Genomic DNA, 19,275 nt, shown 5'->3' with positions numbered 1-19,275 from the left:
TCAATGGAACCACTCGATACCCGCGGCCTCACCGCTCTGCGCGCCGTGGCCGACACCGGATCCGTCGCCGCGGCCGCTGCCGCGCTGCAGTGGAGCCAGCCGACGGTCAATCATCATCTGCGCAATCTCGAGCGTGCCCTCGGCGCTACTCTGCTCGATCGCACACCGCGCGGATCACAGCCGACGACCGTGGGCAGCCTCGTGGTGACCCGAGCCGTGGAGATCCTCGGACTGTGCCAGCGCCTCGGCGCCGAGGTGGCTCTCTGGCGGGAATCTCAGGCCGTGCCGGTGCGCATCGGGGCCGTGCCCACCGTCGGTGCTCGCGTCATCCCGCGCCTCCACGATCAGCTGCAGGCTCGCCCGAGGTGGCAGACCCGTGACGCGGCGGTCGCCGGTGACCGGACCGACGTACTCACCGCGGCCCTGGATGTGACGATGGACGAGCACGCGAAGCTCGTCTCCCGGCTCGAGTCCGGGGACCTCGACCTCGCGCTGCTCGTGTCGACCGATCTCGACCGGACGTGGATCCCGGCGACGCTGACCGCCGCGCACCTGTATTCGGAGAGGCTGTTCCTGTGCGTGCCGCGCTCGATCGGTCCGATCGAGCGCGATTCCCACGGCATGCCCGACCTCGCCGTGCTCGTGTCGCAGACCTGGGCGTTCAGCATCGACCCCGGTGACGCCATCGACGAGGTGGTCCGCTCCTTCTGTCTGAGTGCTGGGTTCGAACCCCGCGTGGGGATGCGGATGGATGACTATGCGGCCATCAACCGGATGATCTCGGCCGGTCTGGCGGTGGCGATGATCCCCGAATCATCGCTGTCGACAGACCCGGACATCACCGTCATCCCGATGCCGCTCAGCGACTGCCGCCGTGACGTCCTGCTCGTCTCCCGGTCCTCGCGGCCACAGGGGCACGCCCGTCACGATCCGATCGTCGATGCGCACAATTCCGCCATCGCCGAGGTGGTCGCCGACGTCCGTACCGTCACCCGGCAGTGGCGGTGATGCTGCGGTTTCAGAGCGGCGGTCAGAACGTGCCTCACAGCGCGAGGATCGCGGGCACGGTGAGCACCGCGACGTAGTAGCCCATGAACTGGACGCCGGCGTGCATGCCGATGAACCGGTTGAAGAGTCCCCCGACGAGGCCGACGGTGATCGTCACTCCGAGCGCCAGCAGACCGCCTTCGTAGAGGCAGATGACGCAGATGAGAGCCGCGAACCCAGCGATGATCGCCTCGTGGGAGACCGATCGCATCACCCAGGTCGCCGCTCGGTGAGCGTTCGTCATCACGAATGGGTAGGCGATGGCGACCGCGATGACCGCCGCGATCACGGAGAAGAGCGCGAACTGCCCGGTCGTGAGCAGGTCGTGGAGGTTGTTCGTCGTCCCTGCCTCGGCATCGAGTGTATAAACAGGAGGAGCGTTGAACAGCGGTCCTGCGGGACCGGCTGCCATCGGTGACAGGGGCAGGCCGATCGCGATGAGCGGGATGAGAGTCTCGGCAATATAGGTCGACTCTGTGGTCCCGTTGCGGACAGTGATGACGGTGGTGAGTCGTTCATACCCGTTCTTGACCCGGCTTCCGACGATCTCGCCCATGAGCACAGCCATGGCCACGGGGGAGAAGACGAAGGTCGCGCTGGTGATCGCTGCCGAACCGCCCGTGTATGCCAGTTGCTTTCCGGTCAGCACCTTGAAGGGGTTCGGCATCCTCGATCCCCCTGCGGGCCGGACGTCGGGAGCAAGATTGAACTCCCGCTTGCCCGACTGCTGCATCGAGCGGCGTCCGGCGGGGGAGAGCGCAGCGAACAGGTCGAAGATGAGCGGCCCGGTGGCGATGCCGAGGAAGAACGAAGTGGTGAAGGTCGTTTCCTTCTGCTCCATGATGAAGGCCTGCAGGCCGACGATGAGCAGGACGAACGGGACGAGCCCCGCAACCGCAGCGAGCTTGCCCTTCGAAGTGTAGGCGACGAGGACGGCCGCAGCGATGAAGATCCAGGGAGCGGCAGCGCCGATCGCCTCGGCGAAAGGGGTGAGTACGAGGGCGAACACGATCGACAGCGGAATGGCAATGGCAACTGAGACGACTCCTCCGGAGATCGCCTTCTGAAGTGCGATATGCGGGATTCCGAGAGACCTCAGCAGCTGCGCCTCACGCAGCATCGGCACTGCCGTGGTGTCACCGGGAATTCCGAGGAGAGTTGTCGGCACGGCGTGGGAGATGTGTTTGGCAATGATCGCGGCGAGGAAGAACGCGAGCACCCCGGCAGGAGGCACCCCGATGAGGATGACAAGCAGCGCCAGCGGTGCCACGATCGCCGTCTCGTCCGTGCCCGAGATCAGTCCGATTCCGGTGAAGAGCACCCCGGAGAGAAGCGCCATCCCGACGGCCCACAGTACTGGTTCGATGAGTTCCGCGGTCACTGGTGCTCACCCTTCTCGCGGATGCGCGCCTCATGGTTGTCGACGAGGGCGTCGAAGAGACCGAGGGCTCGGACTTCTGCCTGAACCGCCGGACCGAGGTCGCGGGGGTCGCCGAGATCCCCGTATTCCTCGACGACCTCGTCGATGATCTCCTGCCGGTTGCGGGTGTCGGCCGCCGAGGTGGTGATCACTCTCTTGGGTTTGAACAGAAATCCGGAGATCACGGCGCCGACGATGCAGCCGACGATGCCGACGAGGAGCGCATAGGAGTGACCCAGCGCTTCATCGTCTCCGGCAGCGAAGAGATGATCGGCGATGAGGTAGGCCGGGACTGCTGTCCCGACGGCTATGGCGATACCGCCGATGAGATGTCTGGGGTCGACGGTGTCATTCCACACCTCGAGCAATTGCGGCATCATTGCCTGCCTTCTGTCGGCCGACGGCTGTCGGGAACGTGAACGATGGAACTACCGGCCGAGGATGGCCGAGGATGTTGCGGATGGAAGCGGAATGCCGAGCTGCTCGCCCAGCCACTGGCTGATCGAAGCCACGGCCTCGTTGTCGACGCCGGTGGAGATGCCCAGCCCCTGAAGCATCCAGAGAAGATCCTCAGTGGCCAGGTTTCCGGAAGCTGTGCGGGCGAAGGGGCAGCCACCGATCCCTCCTGCCGATGCGTCGAACTGACTGACACCTGCTTGAAGCGCGGAATAGACATTCGCAAGCGCCTGGCCATAGGTGTTGTGGGTGTGCAGGGCGATCCGATCGATCGGAATCCCGGCGCCGACCAGGCTATCAAGAACAGCGGTCACATGACCGGGAGTCGCGGTTCCGATGGTATCGCCGAGCGAGATCGTCAGGCAGCCGGCATCGACGAGGCGACGCGCAGCCGTAGCGACGCGATCAGGATCGACCGCGCCTTCCCAGGGGTCCCCGAAGACCATCGACAGATAGCCGCGCACCCGCAGGCCCGCCGCAGTCGCTGCGCGTGCCACCTCGAGGCTGCGATCGGTGGTGTGCTGGAGGGAACCGCCGAGGTTGGCCTGCGCGAACGATTCGGTGACGCTGATGAAGACCGAGGCATCCTTCGTTCCCGCCGCAACGGCATCATCGAGACCGCGCTGGTTTGGGATGAGGACGGGGAACGCGACTTCGGAGTCCAGGTCGAGCCCGGCAAGCACCGATCGGGTGTCGGCCATCTGGGGAACGGCCCGCGGAGAGACGAAGCTTCCGGCTTCGATGGTCTTCAGGCCGGCTCCGGAGAGCCGCCGGATCAGTTCGAGCCGTGTTGAGACAGGCAGTGTGCGTGCTTGCGACTGCAGACCATCTCGAGCGCTGACTTCGCAGATACTGACTTCGGTCGGCAGGTTCGACGACGCGAACTGCTGTGGAAGCTGTGCCGTCATCGCGACACACCGGAGCGGAGTTCGTCGAGGATTGACTGGACCCTGTCGAACCGGAAGGCCCTCTCCTTGATCAGGCGGTCCACGATGATCGCTGTCTCCTCGGCGTTCGCTCCGGCAGAGGCCGCGAGGTTCTTCGCATGAAGTGACATGTGTCCGCGCTGCACGCCCTCGGTGGCGAGAACTCGCAGTGCCGCGAGGTTCTGCGCCAAGCCGGCGGCGACGATCATCTCGGCGAGATCCTGTGCGCTCGCCACTTCGGCGATCTGCAGTGCTGTGCGCGCGGCGGGATGGACCTTGGTGGCACCCCCGACAAGGCCGACCGGCATGGGCACCTCGAGGGTGCCGACCAGGTCGCCGTCGGCATTCCTCTCAAACGTCGAGAGGGAAGAGTAGCGGCCGTCTACGAGCGCATGGGAGTGCGCTCCGGCCTCGACCGCGCGGGTGTCGTTCCCGGTGGCGAGGACGACCGCGGAGATGCCGTTCATGATGCCCTTGTTGTGAGTGGCCGCTCGATAGGGATCGGCTGCGGCGAGTTCGTATGCGTGGAGGATGTTGTCGATGACCTCGTCTCCGCCGAGCAGATCCCTGTCGAAGACTGCCCGTGCCCGAGACAGTCGACGGTCCGCCTTGTTGGTGAGGATGCGCAGGAGCGCGTCACCTCCGGCGATTACTGCCACGGTTCCGGAGACCGCCTCAGCCATCGTGTTGACCGCGTTCGCCCCCATTGCGTCTCGAACATCGACGAGGAGGTGGACGAGAACATACGTCATCGTCCGTGCCTCGACGAGGCGGACCTCGATGCCCTTGACCCCGCCGCCGACCTCGACGAGCTTGGGATCCTGCGCATTGGCCAGGTCGATGATCTCTGCTTGGCGTTCGAGAACACGTGTGCGCGCGGCCTGCGGGTCCGCCACGTTGATGAGTTGGATCTGTGCCTGCATGACGGGCTCGGTCGAGCTTGTGAAGAAACCGCCGTGCGGACGTGCCATTCGTGCTGCGTTGCTGGCGGCGGCGATGACCGAGGCCTCTTCGGTTGCCATGGGTACGAGCACGTCGGTGCCGTTGATCGTGAAGTTGGTGGCTGCGCCGAGCGGAAGCGAGAACACGCCGAAGATGTTCTCGCTGAGGTTGGCGGCGTCTTCGGGACCGAAAGCGTCCGCATCGAGCTGGCTGAATAGTTCGGCGTCGAGCCCAGTCGAGGCTGCGACGGCTTTCCTGCGATCATCGACCGACATATTTCGGAAGTCGGCAATTCGGCTGTTCACTGCCATCGTGTATCTCCAGTCAGGTCGTCATTGGCCGACATCGCCTGTCGGTCGGAGTTCCTCCGCAGATATCAGTCAAACAATGCACGCGGGAATCTGCCATGTCTTTTTCGGATGTGAATATCGCTCAGCTATGGCTGTTCCAGACATGGAAGCTTAGAAAGATGACTTCAGCTTGTCCAGGCGGAGCGCGACCTGGAGGCGGAACGCCCGCTCCGGTGACCTCCACTCCTGACCGAGCACGAGATCGGCTCTCTCAAGCCGTTGCTTGACGGTGTTGACATGCACTGACATCTGAGTCGCGGTTCTGCGGATGTTCATCCCGGACTCGAAATATTCCCGCAGCGTCGAGATCAGCTCGGCTGAATGGGTTCGGTCCCATCGGCGCAGCGGCTCGAGCATCCGTTGCATGAATCTCTCCGTCTGCTCCGGCGCGGTGCCGAACATTGCGGTGTAAGGCGCGAAATCTTCCGTGGGAAAGATTCCTTCGCTGATGCCGAGGGAATTGAGGATGCGGATGCACGACCACATTTCGTCCTCGGCAGTGCGCAGCTGATTCCTGTCGTAATCGGTGTCGGAGATGATCACCAGCGAACTGTCGAGGGAGCCCGACTCTTCGAACAGGGTGTCCAGAGTGGGCCTGTCGCGGATCACGGCGCTGGGGAGGAGCACCGTGATCCCGGGGGATCGCTGCGTCATGAGAATGCGCGGCTCGACGCGGACTAGGCGAGCGGCGATGCGGTCATCGTTTTCGATGTCGCCCTGAATCGTCATGAGTCTCCAGGGTCCGGAGAGGCTGAAGCTGCCGGTTCGGGAACGGGCCTCGAGCTCACTGAGATCACGAGTGCCGGCAATGATGTCGACTGCGAGTTCTCCACGGACTCGGTTCTCGGCATCAGCCCGGGCTTGTTCGTTCATTCGGATGAGCGCTAGCGTCTGCGCCGCCTGGGCGACGATGTTCGCGTCGCCGTCCGCCGGTTCGTCGTAGAAACGCACGAACAGTGCGCTGTGCTGTCGGCGGTGAGACGCCACCGAGGCGACGTACATGTGCTGTGCACCAGCGACCTGTGCGCTTCGGCCAGTCGCCCGGCTGTGACTCAGTGCCGTTCGGACGTCAGCATCGTCCACCGTGATGCCGTCGAAGAACGCCTCATCGGCGGGGAATCTCGGAGAGCCCAGACGCCCGCTGTCGACGACGATCACGTCGGCCTCGAGTAATTCGGAGATAGCGTCGAGAACTGCGGGGACTCCTTGTCCCTGCAGGACGAGCTGCGTCAGCTGCTCCTCGACCTCGACGAGCCGTTGGAGGGTGCTGGCCTGCGCGGCTGCCGTCTCCTCGGCTTCCGCGGAGGCTTGGGCCGCCTCGGCGAGGTCTCCCATCAGCTGCGCCGTCTTCAGCACCACGGAAGCGTGGTCCGCGAGAGCCGACAGCAGGGTGATCTCGTCGGTAGTGAATTCATGTGGGTAGCGGTTGGCCGCGAAGAGGGCGCCGAGGACTTCGCCGTCGACGACCATCGGCACTCCGAGGAGTGATTCCATGCGCTCGGCCTTCACCGCGGAGTCGACGCGTCTTTCGTGCGGCAGCCGGGTCAGATCGTAGTTCGACGTCCACTGTGCGGCGCGATCGCGCACGACCTGTCCTGCCAGTCCGACGCCGGGAGGCACACGCAGTTCTTTGAGATTCGCCGAGATCGCTCCGCGACTTGCCTGAACACGCAGGTCGTCGGTCTCCGGATAGTACTGGGAGAGGTAGGCGATATCGCATCCGATGAGTGTTCGGGCACGGTCGACGAGCTTCTGCAGCAGCTTCTCGGTGTCTCGCACACGGATGAGCTCTGAAGCGCTCTCCAAAAGAGCCGAACGCTCGCGATCTTTCTGCTTCCACCGGGTCATGGTCGCCGACAGATCGGAGAAGGATTCGATGAGGTCGTGGTGGTCCCCGAGACCACGGGATAGGGCCGCCCGGTCGAGATCTATCCCGCGGGAGAGAGCTCTGACGATCTCGGCCACGGCGGTGGCGGACACGGTCCCCGACTCATCATCGATCTCTGTCATGAGACCAGTGTCGCAGGGGCTCGGTGCCTCCGCCGCACCCGGCATCGGATGGGTGCTTCGCCTGAGCGGTCGTGGCCGTCAGCCGGCCGCGGGTGCTCCCGCGTGCTCGGGTTCGCGCACGACGGGCAGCTCGCACGTCGTCGGAGCGACCTGCCGGTAGCCGGAGAGGAAGGTGTCGAGGCGTTCGATCGCCTCGGTGAGCACCTCGACGGACGGCAGGGTGACGAGTCGGAAATGGTCGGGCTTGGGCCAGTTGAAGGCCGTGCCGTGGGAGACGAGGATCTTCTGTTCGCGCAGCAGGTCGAGGGCGAACTGCTCGTCGTCGGTGATGCCGAACTTCTCGACATCGAGCTTTGCGAACATGTACAGCGCACCGTCAGCCCGGTGGGCCGAGACACCGTCGATCGAGTTGAGCCCCTCGTAGGCGACCTGCATCTGCGCGCCGAGGCGGCCGGTCGGCAGAACGAGGTCGTCGATCGACTGCTTCCCGCCCAGGGCCGCTTGGATTGCGTGCTGGGCCGGAACGTTCGAGCACATGCGCATATTCGCGAGCAGCTTGATGCCCTCGAGGTAGCTGTGCGCCTCTTCCAGCGGTCCGGTGATCGCCAGCCAGCCGGAACGGTAGCCGGCGACCCGGTAGGCCTTCGACAGTCCGGAGAAGGTCAGGCACAGAACGTCGTCGCCGGTGAGAGTGGCCATGTTGACGAGTTCGACGCCGTTGTAGGTGATCTTCTCGTAGATCTCATCGGAGAAGACGATGAGGCTGTGGCGGCGGGCGATATCCGCGATCTTCTGCAGCGTCTCCTTCGAGTACACCGCACCGGTCGGGTTGTTCGGGTTGATGACGACGATTCCGCGGGTGCGTTCGGTGATCCGGGATTCGAGGTCGTCCAGGTCCGGCTGCCAGGCGTTTTCTTCCGCACAGCGGTAGTGGACGGGGGTGCCGCCGGACAGCGCCACCGAGGCGGTCCACAGCGGATAGTCCGGTCCGGGCACGAGGATCTCGTCGCCGGGGTTGCACAGGGCCTGCAGGCTGAGCGTGATGAGCTCGCTGACTCCGTTGCCGAGGAAGACCTCGTCGGTGCCGAGATTGTGGATGCCGCGGGTCTCGTAGTACTGGACGACGGCGCGGCGCGCGGAGAGGATTCCCCGCGAGTCGGAGTAGCCCTGCGTCACGGGCAGGTTCGCGGCGATGTCCTGGACGATCGCCTCGGGGGCTTCGAATCCGAAGGGGGCAGGGTTGCCGATGTTGAGCTTGAGGATCGTGTGCCCGGCGGCTTCCATCGCCTGGGCCTCTTCGAGGACGGGTCCCCGGATGTCATAGAGGACATTGGCCAACTTCGACGACTGCCTGAACATGTGAACCGAAAAACCTTTCATACGACTGCTGCTACATCCACGCTAGGACCCTCGCCGAGGTGGTTCTGACCAAACAGAGGCCCGTTTCCCAGACCTTTGCTCGGTTCGGAGGACCGTTGTGCAGACCTTTTGCAACTGGGCCTCACGATACTCTGGGGAGCATGGCGGATGTGAAGCCGGGGCCCCGTCGAAGGGGGCGCCCCCGTAAGGAAAACGGCAGTGAGGCGCGGACAGCGATCACCGATGCCGCCTCGGCCGAGTTCGCTGAGAAGGGCTATGACAAGGCGTCGATCCGTGGAATCGCCCGTCGCGCCCAGGTCGACTCCGCACTCGTCCACCACTATTTCGAGTCCAAGGCCGGCCTCTTCGCCGAGGTGGTCAAGCTTCCCGTGCGGCCGGACCGCATCATCCGCTCGGCCTTGGACGTCTCGGTCGACCGCCTCGGCGAATCAATCGTGAACACGGTGCTCAGCGCCTGGGAGCAGACAAGCGTGAAGTCGATCGGGGTGACCGTTCTGCGTTCTGCGGTGAGCGATTCGGCAGCCGGCCGTCTGATCAGACAATTTCTCCTGCGCGAGCTCAAAGGAGCAGTGGCGGGAAGGATCGCGGACAGCGGCGTCGACCGCGCCGAGGCCGATCTGCGGGCCACGCTCGTTCTCACGCAGATGGCGGGTGCGCTCATGTTCCGTCACGTCCTCGAACTCGAACCGCTGACATCGATGCCGGTCGACGACCTCACCGCGCGCCTGGCGCCGGCGGTGCAGGGGCATCTCGATGGAGTCGGCGACTCGATGTGAGCCCGAGTGGCGGTCGTGCACGTACCGCTCATCGGCGGCAGGGCGGCGGTCATGAAATCTCTCCGTGAGAACCCTTGACCGGAGCACTCTCGGATGTCATATTCAGCACATGATGAATAAGTCGGTGGAAGCACGAGGGCTGACAATTCGGCGGGGACGTGCCACCGTCATCGACTCACTGGATCTGGATGTGCCCAGGGGCGCGATCGTCGGTCTGCTGGGTCCCAGCGGCAGCGGGAAGACGACGCTGATGCGGGCGATCGTCGGCGTGCAGATCGTCGCGGGCGGACGTGTGCAGGTGCTCGGCCGACCTGCCGGTTCGGCAGATCTGCGGCATCGCGTCGGCTATATGACCCAGTCGGCGAGCATCTACGAGGACCTCAGTGTGCGGGCGAATCTGCGCTACTTCGCACGGGTGCAGGGAGCTCCGAAAACCGATGTCGACCGGGTGCTCGAACGCACGGACCTCATCGGTCAGGCCGATCAGCTGGCCCGGACGCTCTCCGGCGGTCAGGCCAACCGGGTGTCCCTCGCCGCGGCAATGCTCGGTTCTCCAGACCTGCTGGTCCTCGATGAGCCGACGGTGGGACTCGATCCAGTGCTGCGCAATGATCTGTGGGATCTCTTCCGCGGGCTCGCCGAGGAGGGGACCACGCTGATTGTGTCGAGCCACGTCATGGATGAGGCCACACGCTGTGACCGACTGCTGCTGATGCGGGAGGGCGCGATCATCGCGGACACGACACCGCACGATCTGCTCGCCGGCACAGGGGCCGCCTCGGCGGAGGAGGCGTTCCTCGACATCATCGAGAAGGACACGGCCGGTGAAGGACCTGCCGGGCACGGACGTCGGTCGGGGACCCATCTGCTTTCCCAGAACGCGAACGGCAACGGTCGACCAAGCCATGATCGATGGGGCCGCGGGACGAAGGAAGGAGGTCGGCGATGAACCCGATGCGCACCCTGGCCACGACGGGGCGTGTGCTCACCCAGATCCGCAACGATCCGCGCACGATCGCCCTGCTGCTCATCGTGCCCAGCCTGCTCATCGGCCTGGTGGCGTGGATCTTCGACGAGACCGAGGTATTCGCCGACATCGGCCCGGCGATGCTTGCGCTCTTCCCGTTCATCGTCATGTTCCTCGTCACGAGCATCGCGACCCTGCGCGAACGTCGGAGCGGAACGCTCGAGCGGCTGCTGTCGATGCCATTGGGGCGGGGCGATTTCATCCTCGGATACACCCTGGCATTCGGGCTGCTCGCCGTGGTGCAGACGGCCGTGGCCGTCTGCTACGCGACTCTGGTGTGCGGTCTGGAGATCGAGGGTTCGGTCGGGCTGCTCTTCGTCGTCGCGATCGCCGACGCCCTGCTCGGCACGGCGCTGGGCCTGCTGGCCAGCGCCTTCGCCCGCACGGAGTTCCAGGTCGTGCAGTTCATGCCTGTGTTCGTGTTCCCGCAGATCCTGCTCGGAGGAATCTTCTTGCCCCGTGATCAGCTGCCGGATGTGCTCGAGGTGATCGGCGACTGGCTGCCGCTCTCTCACGCGATCGATGCGCTGGATGCCGTATCGACCGGCAACGAGGATGACTCCTATATCTGGCTGCGGGTGCTCTTCATCGCCTGCTGGATCGTCGGCGCCGTCATCGTCGGCTCGCTGACACTGCGTCGCCGGACACCTTGAGGCGTGGCGACGGCGCGGACCATCGGAAGGCGGGGCGTCAGCTCCGTCCCGACCCCATGGGTTCGGTGCGGTCGGTGAGTGCGTACGGCCGACGACCCCGACCGCGGACGAAGGCGAAATAGCACAGCCACAGCGCGACGACCCACAGCAGACCGACCCACAGGGCCGGTCGCGAGTCGGGGACGATGCCGACCATGACGACGACGAAGACGATGAACGCGACGGTGATCCACGATCCCACCGGCCACAGCGGCATGGGGAATTCGCTGGGAAGGCGAGCCTCCTCGGCGATCGCCTTCTTCATCCGGATATGGGAAGCGAGGATGATCAGCCACACGAGCACCGTGGCGAAGGTGGCCAGTGCTCCGAGGAGGAACAGGGCCTGATCGGGGTAGAGGTAGTTGAGGACTACGCCTGCGAGAAGCGCGACGATCATCGTGACCACGGTCATCACGGGCACGCCATTGCGCGAGGTGCGGGCGAAGGACCGCGGAGCCTGGCCCTGTTCGGCGAGGCCGTGGAGCATCCTGCCGGCGCCGAAGATGTCGGCGTTGATGGCCGACAGGGCCGCCGTGATGAGGACGACCTGGAGGATGGCGGCCGCCGCATTGAAGCCGACGGAGTCGAAGATCGCGACGAAAGGGCTGATCTCGGAGGTGATCTGGTTCCACGGCAGGATGCACATGATCACGCCGAGGGTGAGGACGTAGAAGAGGAGGATGCGCACCGGCACCGAGTTGATGGCGGCCGGCAGCACCTGCTTCGGATTCTGCGCCTCTCCGGCGGTGACGCCGATGATCTCGATGCCGCCGAAGGCGAACACCACGATGGTGAACGATGAGAGCAGACCCCAGAATCCGTTGGGGAAGAAGCCGCCGTGGTCGAACAGAGCCTGCGGGCCCATCTGGTCGTGGTCGGCGATGCCGAAGCCGAAGATGATGATGGCTACTCCGGCGGCGATGAGGGCGATGATCGCAACGATCTTGATGAGTGCGAACCAGAATTCGAGTTCACCGAAGACCTTGACGCCGATCATGTTGACCGCGGCGATGAAGAAGACGACGGCGAGCACCCAGATCCAGCGGGGGACGCCCGGGAACCAGAAGCCCATGTACACGCCGATCGCAGTGGCGTCGAAGACGGCGACGAGAACCATCTCGAAGGCGAAGGTCCAGCCGACGAGGAAGCCTGCGAAGGGGTGGATGTAGCGGGAGGCATACTGGCCGAAGGAGCCGGAGACGGGGTGGCGGACGACGAGTTCGCCGAGGGCGCGCATGACCATGAAGACGGCGGCACCGCCGATGATATAAGCAAGCAGCACTGCCGGTCCTGCGGCTTGGATCGACTCCGAAGATCCCATGAAGAGGCCGGTGCCGATGGCGGAACCGAGGGCCATGAAGCGAATGTGTCGGGCGGTCAGGCCTCTTTTCAGGCCGGCGTTCTCTTCATATCCGTCAGCGTTTGCGTAGCTGGGGAGCGCCTCGTTGCGGTCCTTGTCGGCTGGAGCCATCGGTGTCTGCTGTCCTCTTCTCTCGACTGACCGTGGCCGCCTCGGCCCCGATGCGATCGACGGACCCGGCTCCACGGCCACCTCAGATTCTCACACCGGGGCGGCGGGCGAATACTGAAGCTGGCACAAAGAGTCCGAGATCTCAGAAATTCGGGTCGGACCGGCGTCTGGAACGGAGCAGTCAGGCTGTCTGCCGATCGCTGGAGAGCATCCCGAAGATGAGGGTGTCGGTCCATTCGCCTTTCGACCACCAGTCCTTGCGCAGGTGCGCTTCCTCCCGCATCCCGATCCTGCGAGCCAGATTCGCCGAGGCGGTGTTCCGGGAATCCATCTGCGCGAACACCCGGTGGAGGCCGTAGTGGTCGAAGGCGACGTTGAGGACCGCGATGGCCGCCTCGGTGGCGAACCCGTGGCCACTGGCGGCCGGATCGAGGATCCAGCCGATCTCGGCCTTCTGCTCACTGTCGTTGTCGAGCCAGATAGCGATGTCGCCGATGACGTGCGAACCTTCAAGAGAATCGAGACCGTCGGCCGTCTCGATGACCAGGGCCAGGGCACGGGATTCGGTCTCGAGCCCCGTGCGCTGCATGCGTTCTGAGACCTTGGTCCGGGCCACCTCGGCGGTCCAGGGATCTTCGAGGAGGAACCGGGAGACGTCCTCGCGGGAGAATATCCGCAGCTGCTCGTCGACGTCGGATTCGACATAGGTGCGCAACCGCAGTCGGTCGGTGGTCAGCGGAAGTTCGATGGGTTCCATGTGCCCACTCTGCCAGGTCGACCTGTGGAGACGACGAACGGTGCCGGACGCTTCGCTGGGAGGCGTCCGGCACCGTTCGCAGTCGGGCTGGTGTCAGGCGGGGAGGATTCCGCGGCGCTTGGCCATGCGGATCAGGGCCGATCCGCCGATGATTGCGGCCACGCCGAGGAAGATCGCGGCACCGATCTCGACGCCGGTGCGCGGCAGGGTTCCGCCGCCACCTCCGGCCAGTCCCGGACCTTCGTCTCCTCCGCCGGTCGAGGCATTGCCTTCGCCGCCTTCGGAGCCGCCATTGGCACCGGCGCCGCCGCCAGCGGAATCGGAGGAGCCGTTGGCGTCCTCGGATGCGTTCGAGTCTTCGGTACCTGCCGCACCGTCAGTGCCACCGGCATCGGACGATCCCGCGGCATCGTCGGAACCGGCCGAGTCGTCGGAACCGGCCGAGTCGTCATTGCCGTTCGCGTCGTCGCCCGGGCCGCCGGGCACTTCGGCGTCGGGGTCGAGTCCCAGACCGTCGGCGATCGTATAGTGCATGTCGGTCTGGTCGGTCAGCCCGACGACATTGGCGGCGCCCGGACCGTAGGCAGCGATGCGCAGCTGCGTTCCGGTGTGGCCCTGCGACTCCTCTTCGTCAGCGGTCGCGTAGTTCATCGTCATCTCACTGCCGTCGGCAGTGGTCAGGGTTCGGGTGAGACCCGGAGTGTCCGAACCGGCGCTGACGATCTGGCTGGTGTGAGCGTGGTCGGCGGTGGTGATGACGAGAGTTTCGCCGTCTTCCTTCGCAAAGTCGAGGGCGGCCTTGACCGCCTCGTCGAGGTCGACGGTCTCACCGATCTGACCGCACGGGTTGGCAGCGTGATCCTGCTTGTCGATGCTCGCCCCCTCGACCTGGAGGAAGAAGCCCTTGTCATTGTCGAGCAGATCGACAGCCTTGTTCGTCAGCTGGTCGAGCTTCGGCACGTCCGAGGTGCGCTCCGGGTTGTTCTTGCACTTCACGGCCGGTTCGGTGCCACCTCCGTGCGTGGCCTTCGGTCCCTCCCAGCGAACGGGGAAATTGCCCTCTGTGAAGAGACCGAGCACCGGTGCATCTTGGTTCGCCTCGGTGATGGAGTCGAGTGAATCGGAGTCGTCGACGAGCTGGTAGCCGCGTTCCTCCGCCTGCTCACGCAGCGTCTTGTCCTTCCAATCGCCGGCGGTTGCCTTCTGTTCGAAGGATGCCGAACCGCCGCCGAGGGTGACATCGGCGCGAGCATTGAGGATCTGCTCGCTGATCGAGCCGAGGCCGCCGTTCTCCAGGGTCTCGTCCGCGCAGTCCTTGGCCGTCTCCTCGGGGCCGTAGCAGCCGCGCTGGCTGATGTGGGCGAGCTGCGCGGCCGGAGTCGCGTCCTGGATCTCCGCGGTCGAGACGTCGCCGGTCTTCATGCCCTTGGCGCGGGCCATCTCGATGAGAGTCTTGTGCGGTTTGCCTGTCCGGTCGACGCCGAGCGCACCGTTGTAGGTCTTCGTTCCCGAGGACCAGCCGGTGGCGCTCGCCGCGGAGTCAGTGACATAGTCCGGCTTGCCGGAGTCCCTGTCCACCGCGTAGGTCGTGTACTGCCCGGTCAGCGGCAGTTCGTCGAGGCCGTCGAAGCGTCCGTGGGCGCCCTTCGCATAATTGCGGGCGGCGGTGATCTCGGAATCGCCCATGCCGTCGCCGATGAGGAGGATGACGTTCTTCGCGCCGGAGTCCTCGACCGCGTCGCGAATGGCATCGGTGTTGTCGCCGTCGAGTTGGCGGGCTCCGCCGGGTTCGTCGATTCCTGCCGCCGAGGCGGGGCTTGCGAATCCGAAGAGTGCGAGGCTGAGTGCGCCGGTTGCCGCGGCGAGACGCAGGGTTGTCTTGGCCATGTGCAGTCCTTTCATTGAGGTGCACAAGCGCTCACCGAAGAGGAGGCGTCGTAACGATTCGAGCGGTGCCGGAGGCAGGGCTCGGACGAGTGCGTGAGCGTCGTGTGCGAGCAGACGGCCTCCAACCTACTCAGCATTCACACAAGGCGAGTGGAGGGAACGTGAAGCCTGAGTTAACTCGCAGGTCGGTCTCTGCGTCTCCGCATTAGTTCTGCGAACCGATGACAAATGGCACCCCCGCCTCGGTGACAAATGGCATCTGTACACACCTGCTCCGATTTCTAGTCTGTGGACATGACTTCACAGACAGCGACTCACACAGCCCCTCCGACCCGGACATCCGCCGCGACCCCTGCAGCTGTCAGCCTTAACCGCCTGACCAAGAGCTTCGGCGAATTGACAGCCGTCGACGGCCTCAACCTCGACATTCGCCCCGGCGAAGTCGTCGCCTTCCTCGGACCCAACGGGGCTGGTAAGACAACGACCATCGACATGCTCCTCGGACTCAGCCGACCAGATGACGGCTCTGTCGAGATCTTCGGGATGCCGCCTCGGCGAGCGGTCGCGCTCGGGCTCGTCAGTTCGGTGATGCAGACCGGTGGACTGCTCGATGACCTCACCGTCCGCGAAACCGTCGACTACACCTCGGCGATCTTCGCCTCCTCCCTCGACACGGACCTCGTCCTCGAACGCGCCGGGATCACCGACATCGCCGATTCGGTGGTGAAGAAATGCTCTGGCGGGCAGAAGCAGCGCCTGCGCTTCGCCATGGCCCTGCTGCCGGACCCCGCCCTCATCGTCCTCGACGAACCGACCACCGGAATGGATGTCACCGGCCGCCGCGACTTCTGGCACCAGATGCGCGCCGACGCACTGACCGGCAAGACAATCCTCTTCGCCACCCACTACCTCGAAGAGGCCGATGAATTCGCCGACCGCGTCGTCCTCGTCGCAGACGGCCGGGTCGTTGCCGACGGACCCGCCCACGAGATCCGCGGCATGACCGCAGCGAAGACCGTGAGCGCAACCCTGCCGATGACCGACGACACCACCGAATCGGGCGTCAATGACCTGCTCGACCGCCTCGGCGGATTGGCCGGTGTCGAATCCATCGACGTCGCTGCCAAACGTCTGAAGATGCGCACCACAGACTCGGATGCAGCCGCGAAGATGCTCTTCGAGAACGCGTGCACCGACCTCGAGATCACCTCCCATTCCCTTGAAGACGCCTTCATCAGCCTTACCTCGAAAGGAGCCTGAAATGTCCGTTCGCCCCGACACCGCTGCCCACCCCGAATCCGCAGCCCACACTGACTCGCTCACTGACACCGAAACCCGCACCGCCGCCTCGGCGACGTTCCTCACCTCGCTGGAGAACCGACGGGTGCCCCGCCTCGGCGGATTCTCAGTCACCCTGCTGCGCCTCGAACTGCTGCGGAAGCTGCGCAACCGGCGCACATTGATCTTCACGATGATCATGCCCGCGGTCTTCTACCTCATCTTCGGCCTGACGAACAAGGGCGAGATGCTCGGCAGCACGGACGCCGCGCTCTACATCTCGGTCTCCTTGGCCACGTATGGGGCGATGATCGCTACCACCACGGGTGGTGCCCAGGTCGCCATCGAACGCGCGCTCGGGTGGAGCCGGCAGCTCGCACTGACACCGTTGCATCCGGCGGCCTACATCCTCATCAAAGTGATCGTGTCCATGGCTCTCGGCGCGGTGTCCGTCATCGTCGTCTTCGCCCTCGCCGCCGTTACCGGTGTCCACGCACCACTGGGCACACTCATCGCCTCCGGTCTCCTCGTCATCCTCGCCTCCGGTGTCTTCGCCGCTTTCGGTGTCATGCTCGGATACCTGCTGCCGGCCGAAAACGCGATCCAGGTGGCCAGCATGGTCCTCGGCATCCTCTCGCTCATCGGCGGACTCTTCGTTCCACTCGAGATCTGGCCCGACACCCTGCAGACGATCGCCCGCTTCACCCCGGCGTACGGGGTCGGCGAAATCGCCCGTGCACCGCTTGGCGGGGGTTACGATCATTGGGCGATCGTCAGCGTGATCGTGTGGCTGGGGATCTTCGTGGCAGGTTCGGCCTGGGCCCTGCGCCGAGACACCGCACGAGTGTGAGGCCAATGGTCGCGAACGGGCCACGACACCGCATAAGTGAACGACGCGAACACGACGACCAGCATGACGACCGGGGCACAGTGACCGAGGAAGGACCACAGTGACCACGCACGACACCTCCGGCGAGGCGAGGGCAGAGTCCTCGCCCGTCGGGCTGCGTTCGCTCAACTTCATGAGTTGGTTCTTCCCGTTCTTCTGGCTCGTCTTCCTCGTCTACCCCCTGAGCGCATCGTTCCAGCTCGGCGGAGCACAGCGGATCGGGGGCGTGAGCCTCACCGTCGCATTCGCCGTCATCTTCTACGGCGGAATGATCGCCGGCGGGGTCGGTCTCGGCACCTTCGCCCGCACGATGCGCAATCCCCACGCCCGCCGTACCCGCCAGGCGCTCATCGTCGTCAATGCTTCGATCGTCGCAATGATCGTCATCACGGCGGTGGCCGTTCCCATCGTCGGTGAGCAGGCGCTGGCATTCCTCGCCTATATCTCCGTCCTCTCCGTCGTCTCGATTCGTCGGGTGATACCTGGCCTCATCATTGCGGCATCGACGCTCATTGTCGCCGAGGCGGCCCAACGTCTCGTCCCCGGGTGGACTCACGATTGGTCCTCCACCTTCGGGATCTCGATCTCCGGGTTCGCCATGGTCATGGCGCTCATGGCCGGTGACCGAGCACGCGCGGCACGGGCAGCAGAAGAGGAGAACCGGCGACTCGAGCGGGAGGCCGAACGCTTGCGCGTGTCCCAAGTCGTTCATGATGTGCTCGGACATTCGCTCACCGTCATCGCGCTCAAGGCGCAGCTGGCGGCGAAGCTCGAAGCGGCCGGCTCGCCTGATGCGGCTCGGCATATCGCCGAGATCGAAGAACTCGCCCGTGGTGCGCTGGCCGATGTCCGGACCACAGTGCAGGGGACACGGACGATCTCCCTGGCCGAGGAGCTCGTCGAGGCGACTCGTGCGCTGCGCGCCGCCGACATCACGGTCGAGGCTCCTACCTCGGTCGATGTCGTCGACCCACGGCTGCGAGAACTCTTCGCCTGGAGTCTGCGTGAAGGCAGTACGAACATCCTCCGGCATGCCCGAGCCCGACGGGCCACCATCGTTCTCGAGAGGAATCGATTGACCATCAGCAACGACAACGGTCGCCGCGATGACCCCGCGCACCCGGTCACGGAGCTCAACCTCGGCGAGGTGGGTGCCGGATCGGGACTGCAGGGACTGCGGAGTCGGGCACGCGCACTCGGTGGGAGTCTGCGAACGCAGCAGACCGACGAAAGTTTCGAACTCATCGTCGAAGGAGCGGATGCGGACCTCGCGCGTCCCCGCGGGGACGCAGGTGGCGGCGAACTCGACGCGGGCGATGCCGATCTCAACGCTGAGAGAGGTGAGATCGGTGACGACGCTGCTCATTGCTGACGATCAGACCATGGTCCGTGAGGCGCTCGCCGCCCTGCTCGGCATGGAATCAGACTTCGAGGTCGTCGCCCAGTGCGCTCGCGGTTCCGAGGTCGTGCCGGCGATCACCGCGACTCGACCGGATGTGGCGCTGCTCGATGTGGACATGCCCGAACCCGATGGGCTCACCGTCGCGGCCACTCTCAAGGACAAGTTTCCCGAGGTCAAGGTCATCATCGTCACGACCTACGGGCGGCCCGGTTGGGTCAAACGCGCACTGGACGCCGGGGTCAGCGGGTTCATGGTCAAGGACGCTCCGGTCGATCACCTCGCCGAGGGGATCCGCCGGGTCATGGCCGGGATGTCGGTCATCGACCCCGAACTCGTCGTCGAGTCGACGATGCACGGGGCGTCACCGCTGACCGCGCGGGAGACCGATGTTCTGCGCGCGGCCGCGGACGGGGCGAGCGTCGATGAAGTGGCCACTCAGTTGTATCTGTCTGCCGGCACCGTGCGGAATCGACTGTCCTCGGCGATCGGGAAGACGAATGCCCGCAACCGTGCCGATGCCGCGCGGATCGCCGCGGAGAACGGCTGGCTGTAAGGGACGCCGACC

General features: G+C 65.0%; 17 protein-coding genes. 8 read left to right on the top strand and 9 right to left on the bottom strand.

The features are described 5' to 3' along the window. Positions 1-3 precede the first annotated feature (3 nt). A complete protein-coding gene (locus tag ACOZ9V_RS18365; RefSeq protein WP_181271879.1) occupies positions 4-1,008 on the top strand; it encodes a LysR family transcriptional regulator in 1,005 nt (334 codons plus the stop codon). A gap of 34 nt (positions 1,009-1,042) precedes the next feature. Here the strand turns inward: ACOZ9V_RS18365 and ACOZ9V_RS18360 are convergent, their stop codons facing one another. The 6 genes from ACOZ9V_RS18360 to ACOZ9V_RS18335 all read right to left on the bottom strand — a co-directional run bounded on the left by ACOZ9V_RS18360 (position 1,043) and on the right by ACOZ9V_RS18335 (position 8,510). Next, positions 1,043-2,428: a tripartite tricarboxylate transporter permease gene (locus ACOZ9V_RS18360; protein WP_181271880.1), complete on the bottom strand. Its 1,386-nt coding sequence runs from the start codon at positions 2,426-2,428 to the stop codon at positions 1,043-1,045. Further along, positions 2,425-2,847, bottom strand: a complete 423-nt coding sequence (locus tag ACOZ9V_RS18355) for a hypothetical protein (protein WP_181271881.1) — start codon at positions 2,845-2,847, stop codon at positions 2,425-2,427. Before ACOZ9V_RS18355 ends, ACOZ9V_RS18360 begins: the two co-directional genes overlap by 4 nt. Positions 2,848-2,895: 48 nt before the next feature. After that, positions 2,896-3,831, bottom strand: a complete 936-nt coding sequence (locus tag ACOZ9V_RS18350) for a hydroxymethylglutaryl-CoA lyase (RefSeq protein WP_434592415.1) — start codon at positions 3,829-3,831, stop codon at positions 2,896-2,898. Beyond that, entirely contained in the window at positions 3,828-5,102 is a 1,275-nt protein-coding gene (locus tag ACOZ9V_RS18345) for a hydroxymethylglutaryl-CoA reductase, degradative (RefSeq protein ID WP_434592413.1), read from the bottom strand. The genes ACOZ9V_RS18350 and ACOZ9V_RS18345 overlap by 4 nt, the downstream gene beginning before the upstream one ends. A 150-nt stretch (positions 5,103-5,252) precedes the next feature. Continuing rightward, complete coding sequence (locus ACOZ9V_RS18340; RefSeq protein ID WP_434592410.1) at positions 5,253-7,151, bottom strand: helix-turn-helix domain-containing protein; 1,899 nt, start codon at positions 7,149-7,151, stop codon at positions 5,253-5,255. A gap of 78 nt (positions 7,152-7,229) precedes the next feature. Continuing rightward, complete coding sequence (locus tag ACOZ9V_RS18335) at positions 7,230-8,510, bottom strand: pyridoxal phosphate-dependent aminotransferase (protein ID WP_434592407.1); 1,281 nt, start codon at positions 8,508-8,510, stop codon at positions 7,230-7,232. Between the two features lie 161 nt (positions 8,511-8,671). On the opposite strand from ACOZ9V_RS18335, the gene ACOZ9V_RS18330 reads away from it, so the two are divergent. The 3 genes from ACOZ9V_RS18330 (at position 8,672) to ACOZ9V_RS18320 (ending at position 10,987) form a co-directional block, all read left to right on the top strand. Then, positions 8,672-9,307 carry a TetR family transcriptional regulator gene (locus tag ACOZ9V_RS18330; RefSeq protein WP_434592405.1) on the top strand — a complete coding sequence of 212 codons (636 nt, stop codon included), beginning with the start codon at positions 8,672-8,674 and terminating at the stop codon, positions 9,305-9,307. Between the two features lie 109 nt (positions 9,308-9,416). After that, entirely contained in the window at positions 9,417-10,256 is an 840-nt protein-coding gene (locus tag ACOZ9V_RS18325) for an ABC transporter ATP-binding protein (protein ID WP_434592402.1), read from the top strand. Next, complete coding sequence (locus ACOZ9V_RS18320; protein ID WP_434592399.1) at positions 10,253-10,987, top strand: ABC transporter permease; 735 nt, start codon at positions 10,253-10,255, stop codon at positions 10,985-10,987. The genes ACOZ9V_RS18325 and ACOZ9V_RS18320 overlap by 4 nt, the downstream gene beginning before the upstream one ends. A gap of 37 nt (positions 10,988-11,024) precedes the next feature. Here the strand turns inward: ACOZ9V_RS18320 and ACOZ9V_RS18315 are convergent, their stop codons facing one another. The 3 genes from ACOZ9V_RS18315 to phoA form a co-directional block, all read right to left on the bottom strand. Next, positions 11,025-12,497, bottom strand: coding sequence for an amino acid permease (locus ACOZ9V_RS18315; protein ID WP_434592396.1), 1,473 nt, complete (start codon positions 12,495-12,497; stop codon positions 11,025-11,027). 181 nt (positions 12,498-12,678) lie between these two features. Continuing rightward, on the bottom strand, positions 12,679-13,254 hold the full coding sequence (locus tag ACOZ9V_RS18310) for a GNAT family N-acetyltransferase (protein WP_410709215.1): 576 nt from the start codon (positions 13,252-13,254) through the stop codon (positions 12,679-12,681). A 93-nt stretch (positions 13,255-13,347) separates the two neighbouring features. Continuing rightward, positions 13,348-15,141, bottom strand: a complete 1,794-nt coding sequence (phoA, locus tag ACOZ9V_RS18305) for an alkaline phosphatase (RefSeq protein ID WP_434592393.1) — start codon at positions 15,139-15,141, stop codon at positions 13,348-13,350. A 294-nt stretch (positions 15,142-15,435) separates the two neighbouring features. On the opposite strand from phoA, the gene ACOZ9V_RS18300 reads away from it, so the two are divergent. The 4 genes from ACOZ9V_RS18300 (at position 15,436) to ACOZ9V_RS18285 (ending at position 19,263) form a co-directional block, all read left to right on the top strand. Continuing rightward, the gene (locus ACOZ9V_RS18300) at positions 15,436-16,401 is read left to right on the top strand and encodes an ABC transporter ATP-binding protein (protein WP_172173423.1); all 966 of its coding nucleotides are present in this window, start codon (positions 15,436-15,438) and stop codon (positions 16,399-16,401) included. Position 16,402: 1 nt separating this feature from the next. Continuing rightward, a complete protein-coding gene (locus ACOZ9V_RS18295) occupies positions 16,403-17,269 on the top strand; it encodes an ABC transporter permease (protein WP_434592390.1) in 867 nt (288 codons plus the stop codon). A gap of 100 nt (positions 17,270-17,369) precedes the next feature. Continuing rightward, positions 17,370-18,680 carry a sensor histidine kinase gene (locus ACOZ9V_RS18290; protein WP_434592387.1) on the top strand — a complete coding sequence of 437 codons (1,311 nt, stop codon included), beginning with the start codon at positions 17,370-17,372 and terminating at the stop codon, positions 18,678-18,680. Further along, complete coding sequence (locus tag ACOZ9V_RS18285; RefSeq protein WP_434592384.1) at positions 18,658-19,263, top strand: response regulator; 606 nt, start codon at positions 18,658-18,660, stop codon at positions 19,261-19,263. Before ACOZ9V_RS18290 ends, ACOZ9V_RS18285 begins: the two co-directional genes overlap by 23 nt. Positions 19,264-19,275: the final 12 nt, after the last annotated feature.

It is taken from the genome of Brevibacterium sp. 1718 (assembly GCF_051131255.1).
Classification (GTDB): domain Bacteria; phylum Actinomycetota; class Actinomycetes; order Actinomycetales; family Brevibacteriaceae; genus Brevibacterium; species Brevibacterium sediminis.
This window is presented reverse-complemented; position numbering and strand designations above follow the sequence as displayed.